This is a genomic window from Bradyrhizobium sp. AUGA SZCCT0177 (genome assembly GCF_018130125.1).
GTDB lineage: Bacteria > Pseudomonadota > Alphaproteobacteria > Rhizobiales > Xanthobacteraceae > Bradyrhizobium.
This window is the reverse complement of record NZ_JAFCMA010000009.1, coordinates 93,054-112,851: the sequence shown is the minus strand read 5'-3', so window position 1 is coordinate 112,851 and position 19,798 is coordinate 93,054. Positions and strand designations below refer to the sequence as shown.

The window sequence follows — 19,798 nt, the reverse complement described above, 5'->3', positions numbered from 1 at the left end:
TAGTCGCTCCTCATTCCGCCGGCTGAAGAGCGACGGGCGATTGCACTTCCGCTTCGCCGACGCGCACCGTCATCCAGAGATTAAAAGCCATGATCAATGCGCCGATCAGGAACAACGCCCCGCCTGCGGCTCGGATCGCGTAGAAGGGATGCATCGCCTCGATGGACTCGATAAAGGAATATTCGAGGAAGCCGAGCGAGGTGTAGGCGCGCCACATCAGGCCCTGCAGGATTCCCGAGACCCACATCGAGGAGATGTAGAGCACGATGCCGATGGTCGCGATCCAGAAGTGCCAGTTGACGAGCTTGAGACTGTAAAGGCCCTTGCGATCCCACAACCAGGGGATCAGGCAGTACAGCGCACCGAACGATACGAAGCCGACCCAGCCGAGAGCACCGGAATGAACGTGGCCGATGGTCCAGTCGGTATAGTGGCTGAGTGAATTCACCACCTTGATCGACATCAGCGGACCTTCGAACGTCGCCATCCCGTAGAATGCGACGGATACGACCAGCATACGCAGCACGGGATCGGTGCGCAGCTTGTCCCAGGCGCCCGACAGCGTCATGAGGCCGTTGATCATGCCGCCCCAGGACGGCATCCACAGCATGATCGAGAACGTCATGCCCAGTGTCTGCGCCCAATCCGGCAACGCCGTGTAGTGCAGATGGTGCGGCCCGGCCCAAATGTAGAGGAAGATGATTGCCCAGAAGTGAATGATCGACAGCCGATAGGAATAGACCGGCCGCTCGGCACGCTTCGGAATGAAATAGTACATGATGGCAAGGAAGCCGGCCGTCAGGAAAAACCCGACCGCGTTGTGGCCGTACCACCACTGGAACATGGCATCCTGCACGCCACCCCAGGCGATATACGATTTTGAGCCCCATACGGATACTGGCAGCGCCGGATTATTTCCGAGATGCAGCACGGCGATGGTGACGATGAAGGCGAGATAGAACCAGTTGGCGACGAAGATGTGCGGTTCCTTGCGCTTGATAATGGTCATCAGGAAGACCAGCAGATACGCCACCCAGACGATCGTCAGCCACAGGTCCGCGTACCATTCCGGTTCGGCATATTCCTTGGATTGGGTGACGCCGAGCAGATAGCCGGTGCCTGCGATCAGGATGAAGAAGTTGTAGCCGATCACGACAAACCACGGCGCGAGATCGCCGGCGAGACGCGCGCGGCAGGTCTTCTGCACGACATAGAACGAGGTTGCGATCAGTACATTGCCGCCGAACGCGAAAATCACCGCCGAGGTATGCAGCGGCCGCAGGCGGCCGAAGCTGGTCCATGGCAGGTCGAAATTGAGCGCCGGCCAGGCAAGCTGCGAGGCGATCAGCAGCCCGACCGCAAATCCGGCGATGCCCCAGAACATCGCCATCACGGCTGAAAATTTGACTGGCCCCATATTGTAATTGGGCCGTCCGTTGATTTCCCTGGGCGGCAGCACCGCGGGGCGATCGTAGTACCGGTTCACGATGGCAAGGACGGCCCACAGGCTGGCGGCGCACGCCAGCGACATGTGGAAGGCGAACGGCGTATCCAGCGCCTTGGCCGCGGCGAACAGGCAGAGAAACGCGGTCGCGGCAAACACCAGCGTCAGGCCGGCTTCGCCGTGTGTCATCGATTTTGCGGATTGAGACTGGATCATGAGCGGGCTTCTCTTCTGCAAAGGTCAGTCCCGAATGATCACACCTTCGGCATCTCAGAATTGATCGAGGTCAAACTCGCGCAAATTTGCGAACGTTGGGGAAAACGGCTTGTTGGCACTCAGCAGCACGAGGGGCCGATCGGCAGGGATGCTCGTGTTCTGGCCGCCCGATGCTGCCGTTCGATCGCGCGCAGACGCTTCGCAAGCTGCGGGGATGCTTCGAACTCCGCTGCCAGGCATTCTTCCAGAGAGTCGGCAGAAAGCCGGCGTCCGGTCAATAGCCCGTAAAGCTCCGGGGGAGAGAGATTGAGATCTTGCGCAATCTGCTCGAACTCCGCCCGCTTCACCCCGTGTAGCTTGTCCTTGCGCGCACGTCCGGTGAAGGCGGTTTTCAGCCATCGCACCAGGGCGACACCAGCCGGCCATCTTCCTGCAACGCCTGAAAAAATATGCACGTGTGAGTCTCGCAAGATGAAGCTGGCATCCAAGCAATATCCAGAGATATCCGCCTTGACCTGAATCAAGTTGAGAAGCTGCGCTAGACGGCCTTGCTGAATCGTGCCGGATCAGTACGCGTGTGGGGATCGAATGCCGCCGCAATCACCCGCACCACCTGACAGCCAGCATCGGTGGCGGTCACAACGCGGCCTTCGACACGCACCAAGCCGTCCTTGATCAAGGGCTGCAGCAAGGCCAGTTCTTCGGTAAGCTCCATATCCGGCGCGGTGACGTCGAGGTCGGCCTGAAACGCACACATCAGGCTCTCGATGGTACGGGCGCGCTGCTTTTCTGCAGCATCGAGCCGGCATCCGCGCGCCGCCGCCAGGCGGCCATCCGTAATTGCGCGAACATAGCTTGGAACGTCGGAGAGGTTCTGGACGTATCCGTCCCTGAACCGCGAGATCGAAGACGCGCCGAAGCCGATCAGAGTCTCCCTGCTGTCGTCGGTATAGCCCTGGAAATTGCGATGCAGCCGACCTGACATCGCGGCCCGCGTTAACGCGTCGTCCGGCCTTGCAAAGTGATCAATGCCGATCCTCAGAAAACCGTGGCGCTGGAGTTCCTCGGCGATGGCCCCGGCCTGGTCAGTACGCTCCTCCACGCCGGGGAGCGTCTTCTCATCGATAAGCCGCTGATTGGCCTTGAGGCGCGGCATATGTGCGTAGCCGTAGCAGGCGATGCGGTCCGGCGAGAGCATCGCGACGATTTCGCAGGTCTTGCGCAGCGAAGTGACCGTCTGCAGCGGCAAGCCGTAGATCAGGTCGAAATTCAAATTGCCGATACCGGCAGCCCGCAGCCGCAGAACGGCCGCGGCAACATCCTGCATCGGCTGCCACCGGCCGATCGCCACCTGCACCCTTGGATTGACGTCCTGCACGCCCAGACTGGCGCGGTTGACACCAAGCTCATTCAAGCTGGCCGCCAGCAACGACGTCACGTAGCGGGGGTCGAGCTCGATGGCGTGCTCGAAACCGGGTTCAAAAACGAAATATCGGCGCAGGACGGCCATCACGGACGCAAGTCCGTCGGCCCCCAGGATGCTGGGCGTTCCCCCACCCCAGTGCAGCCCGGCAATACGAAGCGATGCCGGCAGACTGTCGCTGACCAGCGCAATCTCGCGCTCCAGCGCCGTTCGATAGGCACCAATGACGTCGTCGCGTAGCGCTCTCTTGGTATTGCAACCGCAATAGAGGCAGAGTTCGCGGCAATACGGCACATGCAGATAGACCGAGACGGCCTCGGCCATATCCAGATCGCGCAGCCACCGGCGCTGGTCGGCGCACCCCACCGCAGGCGTGAACTCGGCCGCCGTCGGATAGGACGTATATCGCGGCACCTGCATTCGGGCGTAACGGCGTACGATATCGTTCACGGCAGCGCTCCCTCAGGCTGGCAGACAAGTCTGAACGCGAAATGCCTCGGATCAAGGCCGGCGTTTTGCGTTCGCTTGTTGGGCCGAATGTTTCGTACGGGTCTGCGAATCACCCCACGCCAGGACGGCGGCAAAGACGACGAACATCATGGTTACACTTGCGGCAACGAGCATCGAATCGACGGGCATGGGTGACCTCCTTGTGATGGAGGAATGATGCCTGTTCGGAGGGAATCATCTTTGACCTGAATCAATCCAACAGGAGTTGCTGTGTAGAATGCCTTCACGCCGCGGCCATGGCCTCGGCGCGCGTCGAGTCGAGCAGGCGAACGCCTCCACTGACGATAACAAGCATTTTTTCGCGCTCGAACCGGGTCAATGTCCGGCTCACCGTCTCGATGGTCAGCCCGAGGTAATCCGCGATGTCTTGCCGGCTCATCGGTAAAGAGATGGTCTGCCGTTCGTCGCCGATATGGGCCAGTCGCGCCCGCCAGCCGACCAGAAAGGCCGCAACCTTCTCTTCTGCCGTACGCCGCCCCAGCAGCAACATTTGCTCCTGCGCCAGCATCAGCTCGCGCGCCGCGAACTCGTTGATCCGGAGCAGGAAGTGCGGCCGCTGCTCGATGAAGTGCCTAAAGACGTCCACGGGGAAACGACACATCGAAACGGCATCGATCGCGTCCGCCGAAAAACTGTAGCGATCGGACGGCATGGTGCCGAGAAAATCGCCCGGCAGCGCGAAGCCAATCACCTGCCGCCGCCCGTCGGGTAGCAGCTTGTACAGACGCGCAACACCCGCGGTCAGATTGTGAACCGAACTGGCGACCTGGCCTGCGGTGAAGAGCGCCTCATTGGGCGCCAAATGAATGTGGCGGACGATTCGCTCGAACTCCACGAGATCGTTTTGGTCGAGCGCGCCGCAGATGCTCAACGACCGCACATTACAGGCCGAGCAGCGGCCAAAAGTGCCGCGATTTGGATTCGGAGAGATGGTGCGTATCATTTGCCACTGCCCATTCGAGCGCCCGATCGACCTTCATATCTCCTTGGTCATGGCAGGTTGGACCAGGACTCGGAGATGTGATTCATTCTAGCGGATCCAGCGCCAGCTGATTGATCCAGATCAAATGCCTTGACGATTGATCCTTCATTGTGCGGCTCCGCACTGAGAAGCCGGATTCTCCATGGAGTGGATGCCGCAATGATCGGACGATTTCTGGTGCCGCTGGCACTTACGCTCATCACCTTGACGCCGGCAGCGGCGGCTTCGCCTCAAGAACAGCGCGGTAGAACCTTCGCGCTGAACAATTGCGCGAGGTGTCATTCGATCGACAAGGTTTCGCCGAGCCCGCTCAAGATTGCGCCGCCATTCCGGACGCTGCACAAGCGTTATCCGATCGAGACCCTTGCAGAGGCGCTCGCCGAGGGCATCTCGACTGGACATCCCACCATGTCCGCCTTCCAGCTCGATCCGGACCAGATCGGCGACCTGCTGACGTACCTGAAGACCCTCGAATAGACGAAGCTCGAGCCGGCTGTGGGCTGGACGCCGATATATCCGCATCGAGGCTGCCGCCGATGACCGCGCCGGCTTCGCATGAGGGTCAAACGCTTCAAATATGCACTCGAATGCCCGACGAGAGCAGATCAGGAAGTCGAGACTTGTCCAAAATGCGCTTGCCCGGCGCGAACTGACAGATCGCAATGTTGATAAGGTCAACCGTGTTCCGCATACGACCCGAAGAGTGGCTAAATGGAAGGCGACCTGACCAACACGCTATTGTTCCGTTTCCTCACGGCGCTCGCGATCGGGCTGCTGATTGGCATCGAGCGTGGCTGGCGCGAGCGCGACGCGCCGTCCGGCAGCCGGACCGCCGGCGTGCGCACCTACACACTGTCGGGATTGATCGGCGCGGTTGCCGCTGAGATCACCCGTGTTCTCGCGAGCCCGTGGCCGCTGTCCCTTTCGATGTTGACCTTTGTTGCGGTGTTCGCATGGTTCAAGATGCGCGAGATCGAGCATGACCGGGAATTCAGCGTCACGGGCGTACTCGCTGCGTTCGTCGTGTTTTCGCTCGGGGCGCTTTCGGTCCTCGGCGATCCGACATCGGCGGCGGCGGGCGGCGTGGCTACTGCCGGCGTGCTGGCCGCCCGCGAGCAGTTGCACGGCTGGCTCGCACGCCTGACGTGGAAAGAGCTGCGCTCGGCATTGTTACTGTTGGCAATGACCGTCGTGGTCCTGCCGATGCTGCCCGATCGTACCGTAGACCCATGGTCCAGCATCAACCCGCGGGAAATATGGCTGTTCATGATAATGACTGCCGCTGTCTCATACGGTGGTTACATTGCGGTCAGGCTCGCAGGACCATCGCTTGGCGTGCTTGTCGGCGGGCTGGTCGGATCCGTCGTCTCATCAACGGCAGTGACGATCACCTTCGCCAGACGCGCCAAGGAGGGCGGTTCGGCGTACCTTTTTGCGGGCGGCGCGCTCATCGGTGGCATGGTCTCGATTGTCCGCGTCCTGACCATTGTCAGTCTCGTCGCGCCGCAACTCATCGCCGTCATAGCCGTTCCTGCGCTGACTGCTGCTGCGGTGTTCGGTACAGGTGGTCTCGTGTTGCTTTACACCAAGGGCGAGCAAGCGGATGGCGGCCTCGATATTGGCAATCCATTCGACCTCACGCCTCTCGTGCTGTTTGTAAGCGCCTATTCGGCGATCGCGTTGCTGAACGGCTGGTTTTCCCGATCTTTCGGCGCGAGCGCCTTGCTTCTCACCTCAAGCATATCCGGCCTGTTCGACGTTGACGTTGCCGTCTTGTCGGCCGCGCGCCTGGCCACGACACCGGTGGCAGCCGATGTCGCCGCGCGGGCCATCCTGCTGGCGTTGGCCATGAATGCTGTGTCCCGCGCAGCGATTGCCGTCGCGGCGGGTTCGGCTAGATTCTCGATCATTTACGGCACGGTGACCGCTGCCGCTGCGCTGGCAGGAGGCACGTCATGGTTCTTTGGCTGTTGCATCTGAAGTATTCAGATAGGAGATAGATGCTGAGGGGTCCCTCGGGAACGGAATCGAGACCCGCATTCGGAGACGTTTTTGGAGCGGCCGCTACCGTCACTCCGGTCTTGGTCGCGCACAGCTCCTATCGAGTGACCCTCGACGCAACTTTGATCTTCAGGACTAGACCGCTCACCGGCGCAAGCACCCGGACGCAACGCCGGATCCTTCGGAGCTGACGTAGATGAAGACGCTCGAATAAACGCACCTCTAGCGGGCCGGCCCACCGCGCCGCCGAGGCTCGGTGCCACCAAGCAACCTAGTATGCCTGCACCGTCCATGCGATCACGTCTTTCGCAATCCTGCCGAAGGCCTCGCTGAAAGCGATTGCGGCTTCGGGTGGCGTGACGGATGCAAATTTCTCGCTCTCCTCAAACAACCGCGATGCGACGACCTTGCCATTTTTGTCAACGATCCTCGCCGACAATGCGATTTCGGCAGCTGGCTTCGCATCGACTGCGACGCGGAACCGCCTGACGTCGATCACCAACTGGAATTCAGCCTGGCCCACCTCCGCCATTCGCAGCGGCGCATGTGCGAGGTCGTAATTCTCAAAGCTCTCGATCAATCTTGCCTGCAAGAGCTTCGGGAGCGAATCGGCCCACATTGCTTCCGAAAAGCCCGGATAATCCTGTGCCGGCGAGAACAGGAAGCGCTGCGTATCCAGCATTGCCACAGCCGTGGGCTCCGGGATCGCCCATTGGACGTTGACGCTCTTCCCCGCCGGTCCCTGATTTTGCAGGGCGCGCAAATCATAGGTGATCTTGGCCGGCGGCGCGGTGACCCCGGTCATGCGTTCGAGGCCGGCGACAATGCCGTCGAGCTTGCCGGTATTGCGGGCGAGACCTTCTGAAAAAACCTTGAAATTGGCGATGGTGTCCTTCAGCGCGCCGGAATTCTCGGTCAGCACCGAATCCACCTTACGCAACGCATCGCGGGCGGCCTGCGACATACCCTGACCGGCCCCGGGTTCGGCAACAAGCGTCGGCACATCGCCCGTTTTGGCTACCTGCATGCCGCCTTCCAGCGTGATGACGGGAACGCCGGTCAGGCCCTGAAATTCCAAGCCGACCTTGGTGTCGGCGCGCACTGGCGTCGTCGCAGCCACCGAGATGGTCGCATTGACGCCGCGCGGCTTGCCCGGCGCAAGACCGAGTTCGGAGACTTCACCGACCCGGATGCCGTTGAACAGCACCGCCGCGCCGACCAAAAGCCCCGGCACCGAGCCTTCGAACTGGACATGGTAGGTCGCACGCGGACCAAGACCGCCGGCATTGTGCAGCCAGTAGACAAATCCGAACACCGCGGCGATGGCCACCAGCACGAAGGCACCGACGATGACGAAGGGAGCGCGGGTTTCCATGGTCTAACTCGCTTTGGGTTGCAGCATCTGGGAGCGCTTGCCGTGAAAATAGGCCCGCACCCAGGGGTGCTCGGATTGAAGCAGTTCGCGCATCGGTCCGATGGCGACGATCTTGCCGTCGGCGAGTGCCGCAACGCGGTCGCAAACGGTATTGAGGCTGGCGAGGTCGTGGGTGACCATGAACACCGTCAGCCCCAGTGTTTTCTGCAGTGTCCTGATCAGGGCGTCGAAATCGCCCGCCGCAATCGGATCGAGGCCCGAGGTTGGCTCGTCGAGAAACACGATCGCCGGATCGAGCGCGAGCGCGCGGGCCAACGCCGCCCGCTTGGTCATGCCGCCGGATAATTCGGACGGAAACTTGTCGCCGTCCTCCGGCTTGAGCCCGACCATTTCGAGTTTGGCAGTGGCCATCTCATCCATCAGCGCATTCGACAGAACCAGATTTTCCCGCAGCGGAAACTGGATGTTTTGCCGTACCGTCAGCGATGAAAACAACGCACCCTGCTGGAACAGGATGCCCCACCGTCCGGCCGCGCTTCGTGTGGTTCCGTCACGGTTGCCGCCGATCGGCGCGCCCATCACCTCGATCTCGCCGCCCTGGCGCGGAATGAGGCCGATGATGGTTCGCATCAGAACCGATTTGCCACCACCGGAAGCGCCCACCAGTCCGAGGATCTCACCCCGTCGCACGTCAAGCGCAAGATGATCGATCACGACATGGCGGCGAAAGCCGACCACGAGGTCATGCACGCGTATCGCAAACTGTCCGTCCACTTCCCGCATCCCTACATTCCGATCGATGCGAAGAAAACCGCAAACAGCCCGTCGAGAACAATCACCAGGAAAATCGACTTCACGACCGAGGTGGTGGTCTGCTTGCCCAGCGACTCGGCGCTTCCCTTCACCCGCAAGCCTTCGCTGCAGGCGACGATGCCGATCACCAGCGCCATGAACGGCGCCTTGATGATGCCGACTTCGAAATGGGTGACGGATACGGCCTCATGCAGCCGCGCAATGAAGATCGCCGGCCCCATGCCGCCATAGAACCAGGCGACGAGCCCGCCGCCATAAAGTGCGGCCATCGAACCGATGAAGCTGAGGATCGGCAGGGCGCAGACCAGCGCTATGATCCGGGGCAGCATCAGGACCTCGATCGGATCGAGCCCCATAGTCGACAACGCGTCGATTTCCTCGCGCATCTTCATCGAGCCGAGCTCGGCGGTATAAGCGCTGCCGGAGCGGCCGGCGACCATGATGGCGACGATCAGGACGCCGAGTTCGCGCAGCACCAGAATGCCGACCATGTCGACCACGTACGAATCCGCACCGAACTTGCGGAAATGGAAGATGCCCTGCTGCGCGATGATGGCGCCGATCAGGAAGGTAATCAGCACCACGATGGGGATCGCTTGCCAGCAAACGCGGTAAAACTGATAGACCAACGACGTCAACCGCAGAGATCGCGGCCGACGCAACACGCCGAGAATCGCTATGCAAAGCGAACCCAGCATCTGCAGGAACGCGGTAACGTCATCGCTCGCGCCAATGGCGGAGCGGCCGATGTCGCTGATCTTCGCCACGACCGGGTTAGGCGGCGGAACCGTTGCTGGCGTTCGCCGGTTGACCTGACGCACCTCCTCGATCAACCCCGCATAATTATCGGAAACTCCAACCACCTCGGCACGGTGTCCCGCCGACGTCGCGCGCCGCGACATTTTCTCCAGCAGCCAGGCCCCGAGCGTGTCGAGCTCGCGCACCTCGGCCATATCAAGCTTAACTGTACTGGACCGGTCGAGCTGCGCCGCAACGGAGTCGGCAAGACGCTCAAGCGTCGCCACATTGGCCGCAATCCAGGATCCGCCCGGACGCAACTCGAGGACGTCACCCGTTGCCGTGGCCGTTAACAGAGGTGCGGTCGCCAAGATGATGTTCCCTCGATGGCATGACGCCCTCTCCTTAGAGCCCATGGGCCTCAACCATGTTGACCTGCCTCAAGCCGGAAAATGACCGGCGCTGACCTCTTGACGCAAATCAATTGCCGGGCTGCGGCCTCGCGTACAGTCGGGCCCTACGGAAAAGGAGAGGCCCATGCGTTTCTATTTCGACATAAGCGACAGACTTCCGATCCGCGATCAGGTTGGGCGTGACTTCAGGCTGGCTTCGGAGGCCGTCGTGTACGCAAAACATCTGGCTGCCGACCTGCGGTGCCTGGAGCCCGATATCAGACCCCGGCTATCGATCCGGGTAATCGGGGAAGGCCGTGAGCCCATCCACGAGGAAGCCGTTTTCACTTAGATGACCAGCGATTGAGGCCATGAGAGAAGCTGCGATGTTCAATTCAAGCGAACTGAGTGAAGAGCTGCAAGCGCTCAAAAGTGAGGTGTCGCACCTCTTGAGCCCGAACGGCGACGGTATACTCGACGACGCCAAGAACCGCGCCATCGCAGATCAGATTAAGTCCGCCTTGAACGAGCTCGGCGAATCTCTGAGCGAACAGGAAGATCATGCCGAGACGCTGATCGCGGCGCGCCCGATCGCAACAATCGCGTCGGCCTTTGTGCTCGGCATTGTCATCGGTTTCATGTTGAGGAGACACTAACGTGGACAGCGAGAGTATCGTCAAGACCCTGCGTGCGCTTTGGCGAACCGACCGAATCATCGCCGAGATCAGGCTGCGGCATATGCTTGTCGGTCTTGGCGTGCGCGCGATTGCCGCCTTGATTGCCGGCTTCGGCCTCCTGCTGCTGGAGCTGACGGCCTATTTCGCACTGATCCAGGTTTTGACTGCGATTTCGGCGGCCGCCATCCTTAGCGGTGTCAATTTCGCGATCGCAGCCACCCTGTTCATGTTGGCCGGAAGGCCGCCTTCGGGACGCGAACTCGAACTTGCGAACGAGATACATGTTTCGGCGACCGACGCGCTGCAGCGCGAGGCCCGGGCCGTGCAGTCGCAGTTCGTTGGCATGGTCCATCACCCCCTGAACAGCGCCCTGCCGTTGCTGGTGCCGCTGATCACGATCATCGTCAGGAGCCTGAAGAGATCCAGGGCCGCCGCTCCTGCGGCTGCCACCGAGCAAACCTGATCCCGACGAGGCTTCGCCTCATGCTGCAATCCAAGGAGCTACCGACATGTCCAAGCCTCAGCTAAAGCCGATCCTCAATGCCTCCCTGCCCGCGCAGTTCCGGCAAATCCGCATCGTACTCGCCCGCGAACCCGGCCATCCCGAGGGCGACAACGATGTTGCCTACATCTTCGTCGCACCTGTCGATGCCGAAGGCCGCATCGATCCCAAGTTATGGCGATCACACCGCGAGGCTTGCCGGGTCTCTCGGCAGCGCCCGAACGAACAGGACCAGTTCGGTCATCTCGTTCATCGGTCGGGGAACGGCTGGGGATTCCACTATGATGGCGAAGCCAGTCTGCCGGACGATGTCGGCTTTCACTTCGCCGACGAACGCTTCGTCGTTGGCGAGTATGTCTCAGTCAACGAGCGCGGCAAGATGCACACCTACCGTGTGACGACGGTGTCGCACCTTTAGCGCGGCGCCATCTCGGCAATGTCTGCTTGGAGCCGACCGACCTTGACCAGGCTAACCGCGGCGGCGACGCTCGATGCGAGGCCTCAACCAATGGTGACAGATAACGGCCCCGCTGCTGCGGTCACCGAAAACCTGATCGAAATTCGGGTGACGGACGTGGCGCAGCTTTTTCACACGCTTGATCCTTTTCCATTTCGGGAAAAGGATCTCGCTGACGAGGCCGAGGAGTATATCGTCGGGTGGGCCCGAGAGATGCCCGGTAACCGCCCGATCAGGATTGTGATACACATTCCGGATACGGAGTCACAGGGAAAGGCATCGAGCGACCTTCTCCAGGCATTCAACCGGTACTTTGCCGGTCGAGCCGTGGTGATCCAACGAGACCTGAACGAATTGTTTCGAGTTGGCCGGCGTTCCCTGGCAATCGGCGCTACAATACTTGCGGCTTGTCTCCTCCTTGCGCATTTTGCCGCAGGCTACCTGATCGAGCCCGCATTCAGGCGATTGGTTGAAGAAAGCTTCCTGATCCTCGGCTGGGTTGCCAACTGGCGACCGCTTGAAATCTTCCTTTACGATTGGTGGCCGCTCGCGCACCGGCGCGATCTGTATCATCGTCTCGCGTTAGCCACCGTCGAGGCCAGGCCATACTCGGTCAATCCTCCCTTCACGCGCGCATCGACCAAAGCCGGTGAGGATATCTAGTGCGTTACTTCCCAGAATCCCGAGCCCCGCTCAGTGGCCTCAGTGAAGCAGAAGCTCGGGCAAGATTGAAGGCTGAGGGAAACAATGAGCTTCCCCAGCCTAATCGGCGCACGCCGCTCCGTATAGCGATCGAGGTGCTCCGCGAGCCGATGCTGATGCTTCTTATCGCCGGGGGCGGCGTCTATCTGGCGCTCGGCGACTTGACGGAAGCGATCATCCTTGTCGCATTCGCCACCATGTCGGTCGTGATCACGGTGGTACAGGAAGCACGTACCGAGCGCGTCCTGGAAGCGCTGCGCGATCTCACCAGTCCCCGCGCCTTGGTCATTCGCGACGGCGAGCGCAAACGCATCGCCGGCCGGGACGTCGTGCGGGGCGATCTGATCGTGCTTTCGGAAGGCGACCGGGTACCTGCCGACGCCGTCCTGCTGCAGTGTCAGGATTTGCAAGCAGACGAGTCCATGCTGACCGGCGAATCCGTGCCCGTGCGCAAGATTGCGCGGACGGATCGCGGGAGAATCGAAACGCACCCACCGGGAGGCGATGACCTGCCGGAGGTGTTTTCAGGTTCGCTCGTTGTGCGTGGCGCGGGATTGGCCGTTGTGGCCGCCACTGGCGTGCGGAGCGAAATCGGCAAAATCGGCCAATCGCTGGTCGCCCTGGAAACCGAACCGCCTCGTTTGCAGGCTCAAACCCGTCGCCTGGTACGGCTGTTTGCCGTTGTCGGCGGCGCGGTCAGCATCCTTGCGGTGCTGCTCTACGGAATCATGCGCGGGGGATGGCTGGATGCCGTGCTGGCCGGGATTGCGCTCGGCATGTCAATGTTGCCAGAAGAGCTTCCCGTGGTGCTGACCGTCTTTATGGCGATGGGGGCTTGGCGGATATCACAGGCTCGGGTGCTGACGCGGCGCGCTGCGGCGATCGAAGCCCTCGGCTCCGCAACCGTGCTGTGCACCGACAAGACGGGTACCCTGACTGAGAATCGGATGACGATTGTCGAGTTGCGGTTAGGTGATGGCGGAGCCTGGCGTCCGCACGACGGTACGAAAATCCCGGAACAATTCCAAACCCTGAGCGAGTTCGGTCTGCTCGCCAGCGCACCCGAGCCGTTCGACCCGATGGAGCGGGCGTTCCATGCATTGGGACGCGAGCAATTGGACGATATGCAGTATTCGCATCCCCACTGGAAGCTTGTCCATGCATACGGCCTTCGGCCCGATCTACTCGCCGTAACCCATATCTGGCAGCCGGACAACTCTGGGCAGGAGTTCATCGTCGCCGCCAAGGGCGCCCCCGAAGCAATCGGACGCCTTTGCCGGCTCGGCGAGGCCGATAGCGCCGCGCTGAAGCAATCGATCGACGATATGGCTTCCGCCGGCCTGCGCGTGCTGGGTGCCGCACGGGCCAAATACGTTGGACCGGAATGGCCGGCCTCACCATGTCAATTTACATTCGAGTTCCTGGGACTTGTCGGCCTTGCCGATCCGCTGCGGCCAAGCGTCATCGAGGCCATGCGTGAATGCCGATCGGCCGGCATCAAGGCAGTGATGATCACGGGCGATTATCCGGCAACGGCCAATGCGATCGCCCGCCAGGCCGGCTTCAAGCCCGGCGAAGTCATCACGGGCGAGGAACTTGCGAAACTGGATGATGCGGAAGTGGCGCGCCGGACAAAAACGACCAGCGTGTTTGCGCGGATCACGCCGGAACAGAAGCTGCGTATCGTCAACGCGCACAAGGGCAATGGCGAGATCGTGGCGATGACCGGCGACGGCGTCAACGACGCGCCGTCGCTCAAGGCGGCGCATATCGGCATTGCCATGGGCGGCCGCGGCACCGACGTGGCGCGGGAAGCGTCGGCAATCGTGCTGCTCGATGACGATTTTGGCTCGATCGTCAAGGCGATCCGGCTCGGGCGCCGCATCTACGATAATTTACGCAAAGCTATGAGCTTCATCTTTGCCGTTCACGTGCCGATTGCGGGCCTGGCGCTGCTGCCGCTGCTGTTCGGTCTACCGATTCTTTTCGGGCCCATCCATATCGCGTTTCTCGAGATGGTGATCGATCCCGTCTGTTCTCTCGTATTCGAGGCCGAGACCGAGGAGGACGACATCATGGAGCGCCCGCCCCGCGCTGCCGACACCCCGCTGTTTTCGGGCGCGCTGATCGTCTGGAGCCTGCTGCAGGGTGTGGTGGCATTCGCACTGGTTGCCGCCATCTTCGTCGTGGCACTCAGGTCAGGCATGCCCGAACAGGAAGTGCGGGCATTGACCTTCTTCTCGCTGGTCGTGACGATCGTCAGCCTTATCCTGGTTAATCGCTCGTTTAGCGCCTCGCTGCTCACGGCGCTGCGACGACCGAACCGGACCTTGGTGGCTGTACTCGCGGCCGTTACCACAATCCTGTCTCTGACCCTGCTTTGGCCGTCCGCGGGCAAGCTTTTTGCCTTTGGACCCCTGCACACTGACGACCTCGCTTTGACGCTTGGTGCGGGGATCATCGTGCTGGTCTGCCTTGAAATGCTCAAGCCGTTACTGCGTTCGCGGTTGCAGTCCTAGCTGGCAAATCCACACCTGCATTCTGCTCCTTGCGATGGATCAAAAGCCGTCACCCCCGCCGCGCTAGATTGCCATCAGGACAAAGGAGAGACACATGGCCTTCAAAGACATTCTGCTGACACTGACAAGCTATCCCGAGCCAACCCCGAACTCTGTGGTCGAAACTGCGGTTTCAATTGCCGCCGCACTTGGCGCTCACCTTGCCGCAGTCTCCTGCGAGGTGCACGTTCAGGTACCCGGCAACATCCTGTCGGGCTCAATTCCAAGTATTTCCGGTGTTATTGCAGGCGAAGCCGAAAAGAGCCGACAGAGCGCGAGAGGCCTGCTCGCTGCATTTGACGCAGCGGCAGAAAAGGCCGGCGTTCCACACGAGACGATCGTCGAAAAATGCCTGACCTTTGATGTTCCGGAGTTGCTGGTTGACTACGCCCGGCTTCACGATCTCACGATCGTGCCGGTGCCGGAATCCTATGACCAATGGTATGCGGAGTCCGTGATCTTCGGATCGGGCCGGCCGACCCTGGTATTGCCAGAGACTCCCAGCGCGCGCCCATTCGAACTGGGCACCGTTGTCGTGGCCTGGGATTTCAGCCGCGCGGCGGCCCGGGCGGTTTCCGATGCGCTTCCGCTGCTTGAGCGCGCCAAGAAGGTGCGCGTCCTCACCGTCGGCAACGAAAAGGTTTTCGACACCAAGCATTCCGCCGAAGAACTGGCAAAGAACCTGGCCCGCCATCGTATCGACGTGGTGCTGGACAAGGTCGATGCGGACGGCAGACAGATCGACGAGGTTCTCGAAGCCTACGTGCTTTCGCACAAGGCCGACGTCCTCGTGATGGGCGCCTACGGTCACGCGCGATGGCGCGAATTCATCCTGGGTGGCGCAACCAAGAGCCTGCTGTCCAAGCCGCCGCTCCCGATCCTGCTCTCGCATTGACGGAGTGCTGGTGCGCCGCGCGCCGTGGAGATCGAATGGCCGACGATACGAAAAGGAATGGATCCCGTCCGCTCTTGAAGGCTCGCCGAATCAGCCTCGATACCGGACGGGAGAATGTGGTCGTGATCTCACGCCACTCCAGCGCCTTGCGACCGGATGTTTTCCGTGGATTCAGCCGGGTCGAATTGCGGGTTGGCACGAGAATTCTGCTCGCGACGCTGCTGATCACGGACGACGACGCGTTGGTCGGGCCCGATGAAATCGGCCTTTCCGAACCGGCGTTCCGGCGCTTTGCCCAACCTGTTGACAGCTTGATTACCGTGCGTCCCGCAGCCTCACCTGCAAGCCTCGATGCCGTCCGTGCCAAGATCCAGGGCCGGACCCTGAAACCGACCGAGATCGAAGCGATCATCGACGACCTCACACACTATCGCTACTCCGACATGGAGATCGCCGCGTTCCTGATCGGCTCGGCCAGCTTCATGACCAGCGGCGAGCTGCTCGCTCTGGTCCAGGCGATGGCGCGGGCCGGTACGCAACTGATATGGCCGAGTCCCATCGTCGTCGACAAGCACTGTATCGGTAGCATACCGGGTAACCGAAGCTCCATGCTCGTAGTTCCGATCGTGGCAGCACATGGGCTGACTATCCCCAAGACGTCCTCGCGCGCGATCACCTCTCCGGCCGGCACCGCCGACACTATGGAAGTGTTGGCCCGGGTCGATGTCAGCGTCGAAGAGATGAAGGAAGTCGTTGCGGCGTGCCACGGCTGCCTGGTCTGGGGCGGACACGTCAACCTGTCCCCGGCGGATGATATTCTGATCTCCGTCGAACGCCCACTCAGCCTCGATACCAGCGAGCAGATGGTCGCCTCGATCATGTCGAAGAAGCTCGCAGCCGGCTCAACCCATCTCCTGATCGATCTGCCGGTCGGCCCGACGGCGAAATTGGCCAACGCCAACGAAGCGATGCGCCTGCGCAAGCTGTTTGAATTCGTCGGCGATCATTTCGGCATTGCCGTCGAAGTGATCACGACAGATGGCCGCCAGCCAATCGGCAACGGCATCGGTCCGGTCCTGGAGGCTGGCGATGTCATGAGCGTTCTGACCAACGACGCCACCGCCCCTGCCGATCTGCGTGAAAAATCGCTGCGGCTTGCGGCACATCTGCTGGAATATGACCCGCAGTTGCGGGGCGGCAGCGGCTATGCGCGCGCCCGCGAACTGCTCGACAGCGGCGCGGCGCTGAAGAAAATGCAAGACATCATCGACGCGCAAGGTCCCTCCTCCTGCCGCAACGACGTCGGCAAGCTGACTTTCGATATCGCCGCCACCGCCGATGGCACGATTTCTGAGATCAACTGCCTCCAGTTGAACCGCCTCGCCCGCACCGCTGGGGCACCACTCGACAAGGGCGCCGGTATCCGACTGTTCAGTAAGGTCGGCGACCGCGTCGAGAGGGGCCAGCCACTCTATCGAATTCATGCCTATGATCAGTCGGAACTCGATCTGGCCGCCGCGAGGGCGAATAGTGGTTATACCATCGGCACCCGGCATCCCGTAACCGGCGAGACGGCACTGTGAGAGCGGCCAGCATACAGAGCCTGCGGTCGTCGTCGCGCGACGCCGCCCGGCTCGCAGCGCGACTCGGCATTCCCTTTCACGAGATCGCGATCCATCGGTTTCCCGACGGGGAAATACGGGTGACCGCCGCACCGGCATCGCCAGTGACCATCATCTATGCGTCGCTCGACCGGCCGAACGAGAAACTGATCGCACTGGCCTTCGCCGCCGAGGCGGTGCGGCGTGGAGGCGCGAAACGCCTCGTTCTGCTGGCTCCCTATCTCTGCTACATGCGCCAGGACACCGCTTTCCACGAAGGCGAAGCAATTAGCCAAAAGGTCATTGGCGCGCTGCTCGCTCGATGCTTCGATCGCGTGGTAACCACCGACGCGCATTTGCACCGCACGCCCGACATCAGGGCGGTGTTTACCGGGATCGCCTCCCACAATCTGTCGGCGATGCCAGAAATAGCAGTCGCGCTGCGCAAAACCGGTCTTGATCCCGCAACCATTGCGGTGGGACCGGATGCGGAATCGGAGTCCTGGGTCAGAGATCTCGCCAGCCGGATCGGGCTCTCTTATACCGTTGCGCAGAAGACCCGGCGCGGCGACCGCTCCTCGGAAATCGGGTTTCCGGACCCGACACGCATTGCCGGCCGTCCCGCCTTGATCGTCGACGATATAGTCTCCTCAGGCGGCACCATGATTGCTTGCGCCAGGGCGCTGACGTCGGCCGGCGCAACAACGATCGACGCCGTCGTCACGCACGCGCTGTTTTCGGAGGAACTCTGCCGCGATATGATTCAGTCCGGCATTCGCTCGATCCGTTCGACTCATAGCGTGCCGCACTCCACCAACGCCATCACACTCGACAATCTATTCATCGACGCCTTGCAAGACGAAATAACGTTCATAACCCTTTCGGAGAATTTCCGATGAGCGTGACCATCCGGTTCTTCGGCGCGGCCCGCACGGTGACGGGCTCCTGCTATCTTTTCGAGACCCGCTCCGGACGCTTCCTGGTCGATTGCGGGTTGTTTCAGGGACCAAAAACCCTGAAGGAACTTAACTACCGGCCGTTTCCATTCCGCGCCGCCGACATCGACGCCGTCCTCCTGACCCATGCCCATATCGACCACAGCGGCCTGCTGCCGAAGCTGGTGCGCAGCGGCTTTCCCGGCCGCATCCTGGCGACGCGCGGCACCATCGATCTCTGCTCGTACATGCTGCCGGATGCCGGCAGCATCCAGGAGTCCGAGGTCGCCACCTTGAACCGGCGCAACGCAGCGCGCGGGCGGGCCGAGGTCAGCCCGATCTATACGCAGGCCGATGCGATTGCCACGCTGCAGTCGTTCACACCTGTCGACTACGAGAAATGGATCGATGTGGTTCCGGGTGTTCGCGCGCGCTACTGGAACGCTGGACATTTGCTCGGCTCCGCGTCGATCGAGATTGAAATCGCCGGTGAAGACGCATCAGGCAAACCGCTTCGTGTTCTCTGTTCCGGCGATGTGGGCCCCGACGCCAAGTTGCTGCAACCCGATCCTGAAGCACCTGCCGGCTTCGACTACGTCATCTCGGAATCGACCTATGGCGACCGCGAACGTGCGCCGATCACGGCCGATGCGCGCCGCGCGCGTCTGTCGGCGGAGGTTCGCGACGCTGCGACCCGCAAGGGCGCGCTGCTGATTCCGGCCTTCGCGGTAGAGCGCACCCAGGAACTGATCGTCGATCTGGTCGATCTGATGGAGCGTGGTGAGATACCGTCCGCCCCGATCTTCCTCGATTCTCCGCTCGCAATTCGCGCCACTGAGGTCTTTCGCAGGCACGCTTCAAGCCTCGACCTAGAGATCGACGTGCGAAGGCTCTTGAACTCGCCGCAACTGCGATTTACCGAAACCGTCGACGAGAGCAAGGCGATCGCCAAACTGACCGGCTTTCACGTCGTCATCGCCGCCAGCGGCATGTGCGACGCCGGCCGTATCCGGCATCACCTGCGCAACTGGCTGTGGAATTCGCGGGCCACCGTATTACTGGTCGGATTTCAGGCCCAGGGAACGCTCGGCCGGTTTCTCGCCGACGGCGCCAGGGCCGTTCGTATCCAAGGCAATGAGATCAAGGTGGCGGCGCGGATCCGAAATATCGACGACTACTCCGGACATGCCGACGGATCCGAACTGGCAAGCTGGATCGCCGAGCGTCGTCCGGTTCAGCGCGGCGTGTTCTTGGTCCATGGCGAGGAGCCAGCCATTGCCGGCCTCGCGGAAGGCATTTCCGAACGGATTATCCCGGCGGCGCGGGTTTTCCAGCCGTTTCTGGACGACGTCTACGAATTATCCGGCGCGGCGCCGACGCTCCTGGATGGCGCTTATCGCCGCCGGCTGGCGCCCGAGGCCGTGGTCAGGCTTGACTGGCACAATGACATGTCAAAGCTCATTCTCGACATCAACGATCGCATCGAGGCTGCCGCGGACGATCGCGCGCGCGGAGTCATCGTTCGAAGACTGCGGCGTGCGCTGGATGAATGAGCGCACATCGTCAGCATGACGGAG

Annotated in this window: 20 protein-coding genes; 12 read left to right on the top strand and 8 right to left on the bottom strand. The window is 61.5% G+C overall.

All coding sequences use genetic code 11. The features are described 5' to 3' along the window. Positions 1–10 precede the first annotated feature (10 nt). The 5 genes from ccoN to JQ597_RS12810 form a co-directional block, all read right to left on the bottom strand. Positions 11–1,633: a cytochrome-c oxidase, cbb3-type subunit I gene (ccoN, locus tag JQ597_RS12830; RefSeq protein WP_212264753.1), complete on the bottom strand. Its 1,623-nt coding sequence runs from the start codon at positions 1,631–1,633 to the stop codon at positions 11–13. Between the two features lie 146 nt (positions 1,634–1,779). Next, a complete protein-coding gene (locus JQ597_RS12825; RefSeq protein WP_212264581.1) occupies positions 1,780–2,184 on the bottom strand; it encodes a hypothetical protein in 405 nt (134 codons plus the stop codon). 14 nt (positions 2,185–2,198) lie between these two features. Next, positions 2,199–3,503, bottom strand: coding sequence for an oxygen-independent coproporphyrinogen III oxidase (gene hemN / locus JQ597_RS12820; protein ID WP_212264752.1), 1,305 nt, complete (start codon positions 3,501–3,503; stop codon positions 2,199–2,201). An 81-nt stretch (positions 3,504–3,584) separates the two neighbouring features. Then, a complete protein-coding gene (locus JQ597_RS12815; RefSeq protein WP_212264579.1) occupies positions 3,585–3,722 on the bottom strand; it encodes a hypothetical protein in 138 nt (45 codons plus the stop codon). Positions 3,723–3,816: 94 nt separating this feature from the next. Beyond that, positions 3,817–4,536 carry a Crp/Fnr family transcriptional regulator gene (locus tag JQ597_RS12810; protein WP_212264577.1) on the bottom strand — a complete coding sequence of 240 codons (720 nt, stop codon included), beginning with the start codon at positions 4,534–4,536 and terminating at the stop codon, positions 3,817–3,819. Between the two features lie 198 nt (positions 4,537–4,734). On the opposite strand from JQ597_RS12810, the gene JQ597_RS12805 reads away from it, so the two are divergent. Both JQ597_RS12805 and JQ597_RS12800 read left to right on the top strand, forming a co-directional pair. Then, complete coding sequence (locus JQ597_RS12805; protein ID WP_212264575.1) at positions 4,735–5,052, top strand: c-type cytochrome; 318 nt, start codon at positions 4,735–4,737, stop codon at positions 5,050–5,052. A gap of 234 nt (positions 5,053–5,286) precedes the next feature. After that, positions 5,287–6,555, top strand: coding sequence for an MgtC/SapB family protein (locus JQ597_RS12800; RefSeq protein ID WP_212264573.1), 1,269 nt, complete (start codon positions 5,287–5,289; stop codon positions 6,553–6,555). Between the two features lie 292 nt (positions 6,556–6,847). On the opposite strand, the gene JQ597_RS12795 is transcribed toward JQ597_RS12800, so the two are convergent. The 3 genes from JQ597_RS12795 to JQ597_RS12785 are packed head-to-tail and all read right to left on the bottom strand — an operon-like array spanning position 6,848 to position 9,873. Then, positions 6,848–7,951, bottom strand: a complete 1,104-nt coding sequence (locus JQ597_RS12795) for an ABC-type transport auxiliary lipoprotein family protein (RefSeq protein WP_212264571.1) — start codon at positions 7,949–7,951, stop codon at positions 6,848–6,850. 3 nt (positions 7,952–7,954) lie between these two features. Continuing rightward, positions 7,955–8,734, bottom strand: a complete 780-nt coding sequence (locus tag JQ597_RS12790; protein ID WP_212264569.1) for an ATP-binding cassette domain-containing protein — start codon at positions 8,732–8,734, stop codon at positions 7,955–7,957. A gap of 2 nt (positions 8,735–8,736) precedes the next feature. After that, entirely contained in the window at positions 8,737–9,873 is a 1,137-nt protein-coding gene (locus tag JQ597_RS12785) for an ABC transporter permease (protein WP_212264567.1), read from the bottom strand. 166 nt (positions 9,874–10,039) lie between these two features. Between JQ597_RS12785 and JQ597_RS12780 the strand changes: the two genes are divergently transcribed. The 10 genes from JQ597_RS12780 to JQ597_RS12735 all read left to right on the top strand — a co-directional run bounded on the left by JQ597_RS12780 (position 10,040) and on the right by JQ597_RS12735 (position 19,774). Then, positions 10,040–10,246 (top strand): DUF6894 family protein, encoded by a 207-nt coding sequence (locus JQ597_RS12780; protein ID WP_212033709.1) that lies wholly within the window; start codon positions 10,040–10,042, stop codon positions 10,244–10,246. A gap of 34 nt (positions 10,247–10,280) precedes the next feature. Beyond that, positions 10,281–10,550 (top strand): hypothetical protein, encoded by a 270-nt coding sequence (locus JQ597_RS12775; protein WP_212264565.1) that lies wholly within the window; start codon positions 10,281–10,283, stop codon positions 10,548–10,550. 1 nt (position 10,551) lies between these two features. Then, entirely contained in the window at positions 10,552–11,034 is a 483-nt protein-coding gene (locus tag JQ597_RS12770) for a phage holin family protein (RefSeq protein ID WP_212264563.1), read from the top strand. 46 nt (positions 11,035–11,080) lie between these two features. After that, positions 11,081–11,491, top strand: a complete 411-nt coding sequence (locus JQ597_RS12765) for a hypothetical protein (RefSeq protein WP_212264561.1) — start codon at positions 11,081–11,083, stop codon at positions 11,489–11,491. Between the two features lie 42 nt (positions 11,492–11,533). After that, positions 11,534–12,193, top strand: coding sequence for a hypothetical protein (locus tag JQ597_RS12760; protein ID WP_349628818.1), 660 nt, complete (start codon positions 11,534–11,536; stop codon positions 12,191–12,193). Next, the gene (locus JQ597_RS12755; protein WP_212264559.1) at positions 12,193–14,751 is read left to right on the top strand and encodes a cation-translocating P-type ATPase; all 2,559 of its coding nucleotides are present in this window, start codon (positions 12,193–12,195) and stop codon (positions 14,749–14,751) included. Before JQ597_RS12760 ends, JQ597_RS12755 begins: the two co-directional genes overlap by 1 nt. Positions 14,752–14,845: 94 nt before the next feature. Next, the gene (locus JQ597_RS12750) at positions 14,846–15,685 is read left to right on the top strand and encodes a universal stress protein (RefSeq protein ID WP_212264556.1); all 840 of its coding nucleotides are present in this window, start codon (positions 14,846–14,848) and stop codon (positions 15,683–15,685) included. A gap of 35 nt (positions 15,686–15,720) precedes the next feature. Next, positions 15,721–17,268, top strand: coding sequence for a thymidine phosphorylase family protein (locus JQ597_RS12745; protein WP_212264750.1), 1,548 nt, complete (start codon positions 15,721–15,723; stop codon positions 17,266–17,268). Beyond that, the gene (locus tag JQ597_RS12740; RefSeq protein WP_212264554.1) at positions 17,265–18,185 is read left to right on the top strand and encodes a ribose-phosphate diphosphokinase; all 921 of its coding nucleotides are present in this window, start codon (positions 17,265–17,267) and stop codon (positions 18,183–18,185) included. The genes JQ597_RS12745 and JQ597_RS12740 overlap by 4 nt, the downstream gene beginning before the upstream one ends. Then, positions 18,182–19,774, top strand: a complete 1,593-nt coding sequence (locus JQ597_RS12735) for an MBL fold metallo-hydrolase RNA specificity domain-containing protein (RefSeq protein WP_212264552.1) — start codon at positions 18,182–18,184, stop codon at positions 19,772–19,774. The genes JQ597_RS12740 and JQ597_RS12735 overlap by 4 nt, the downstream gene beginning before the upstream one ends. The last annotated feature ends 24 nt before the right edge of the window (positions 19,775–19,798 follow it).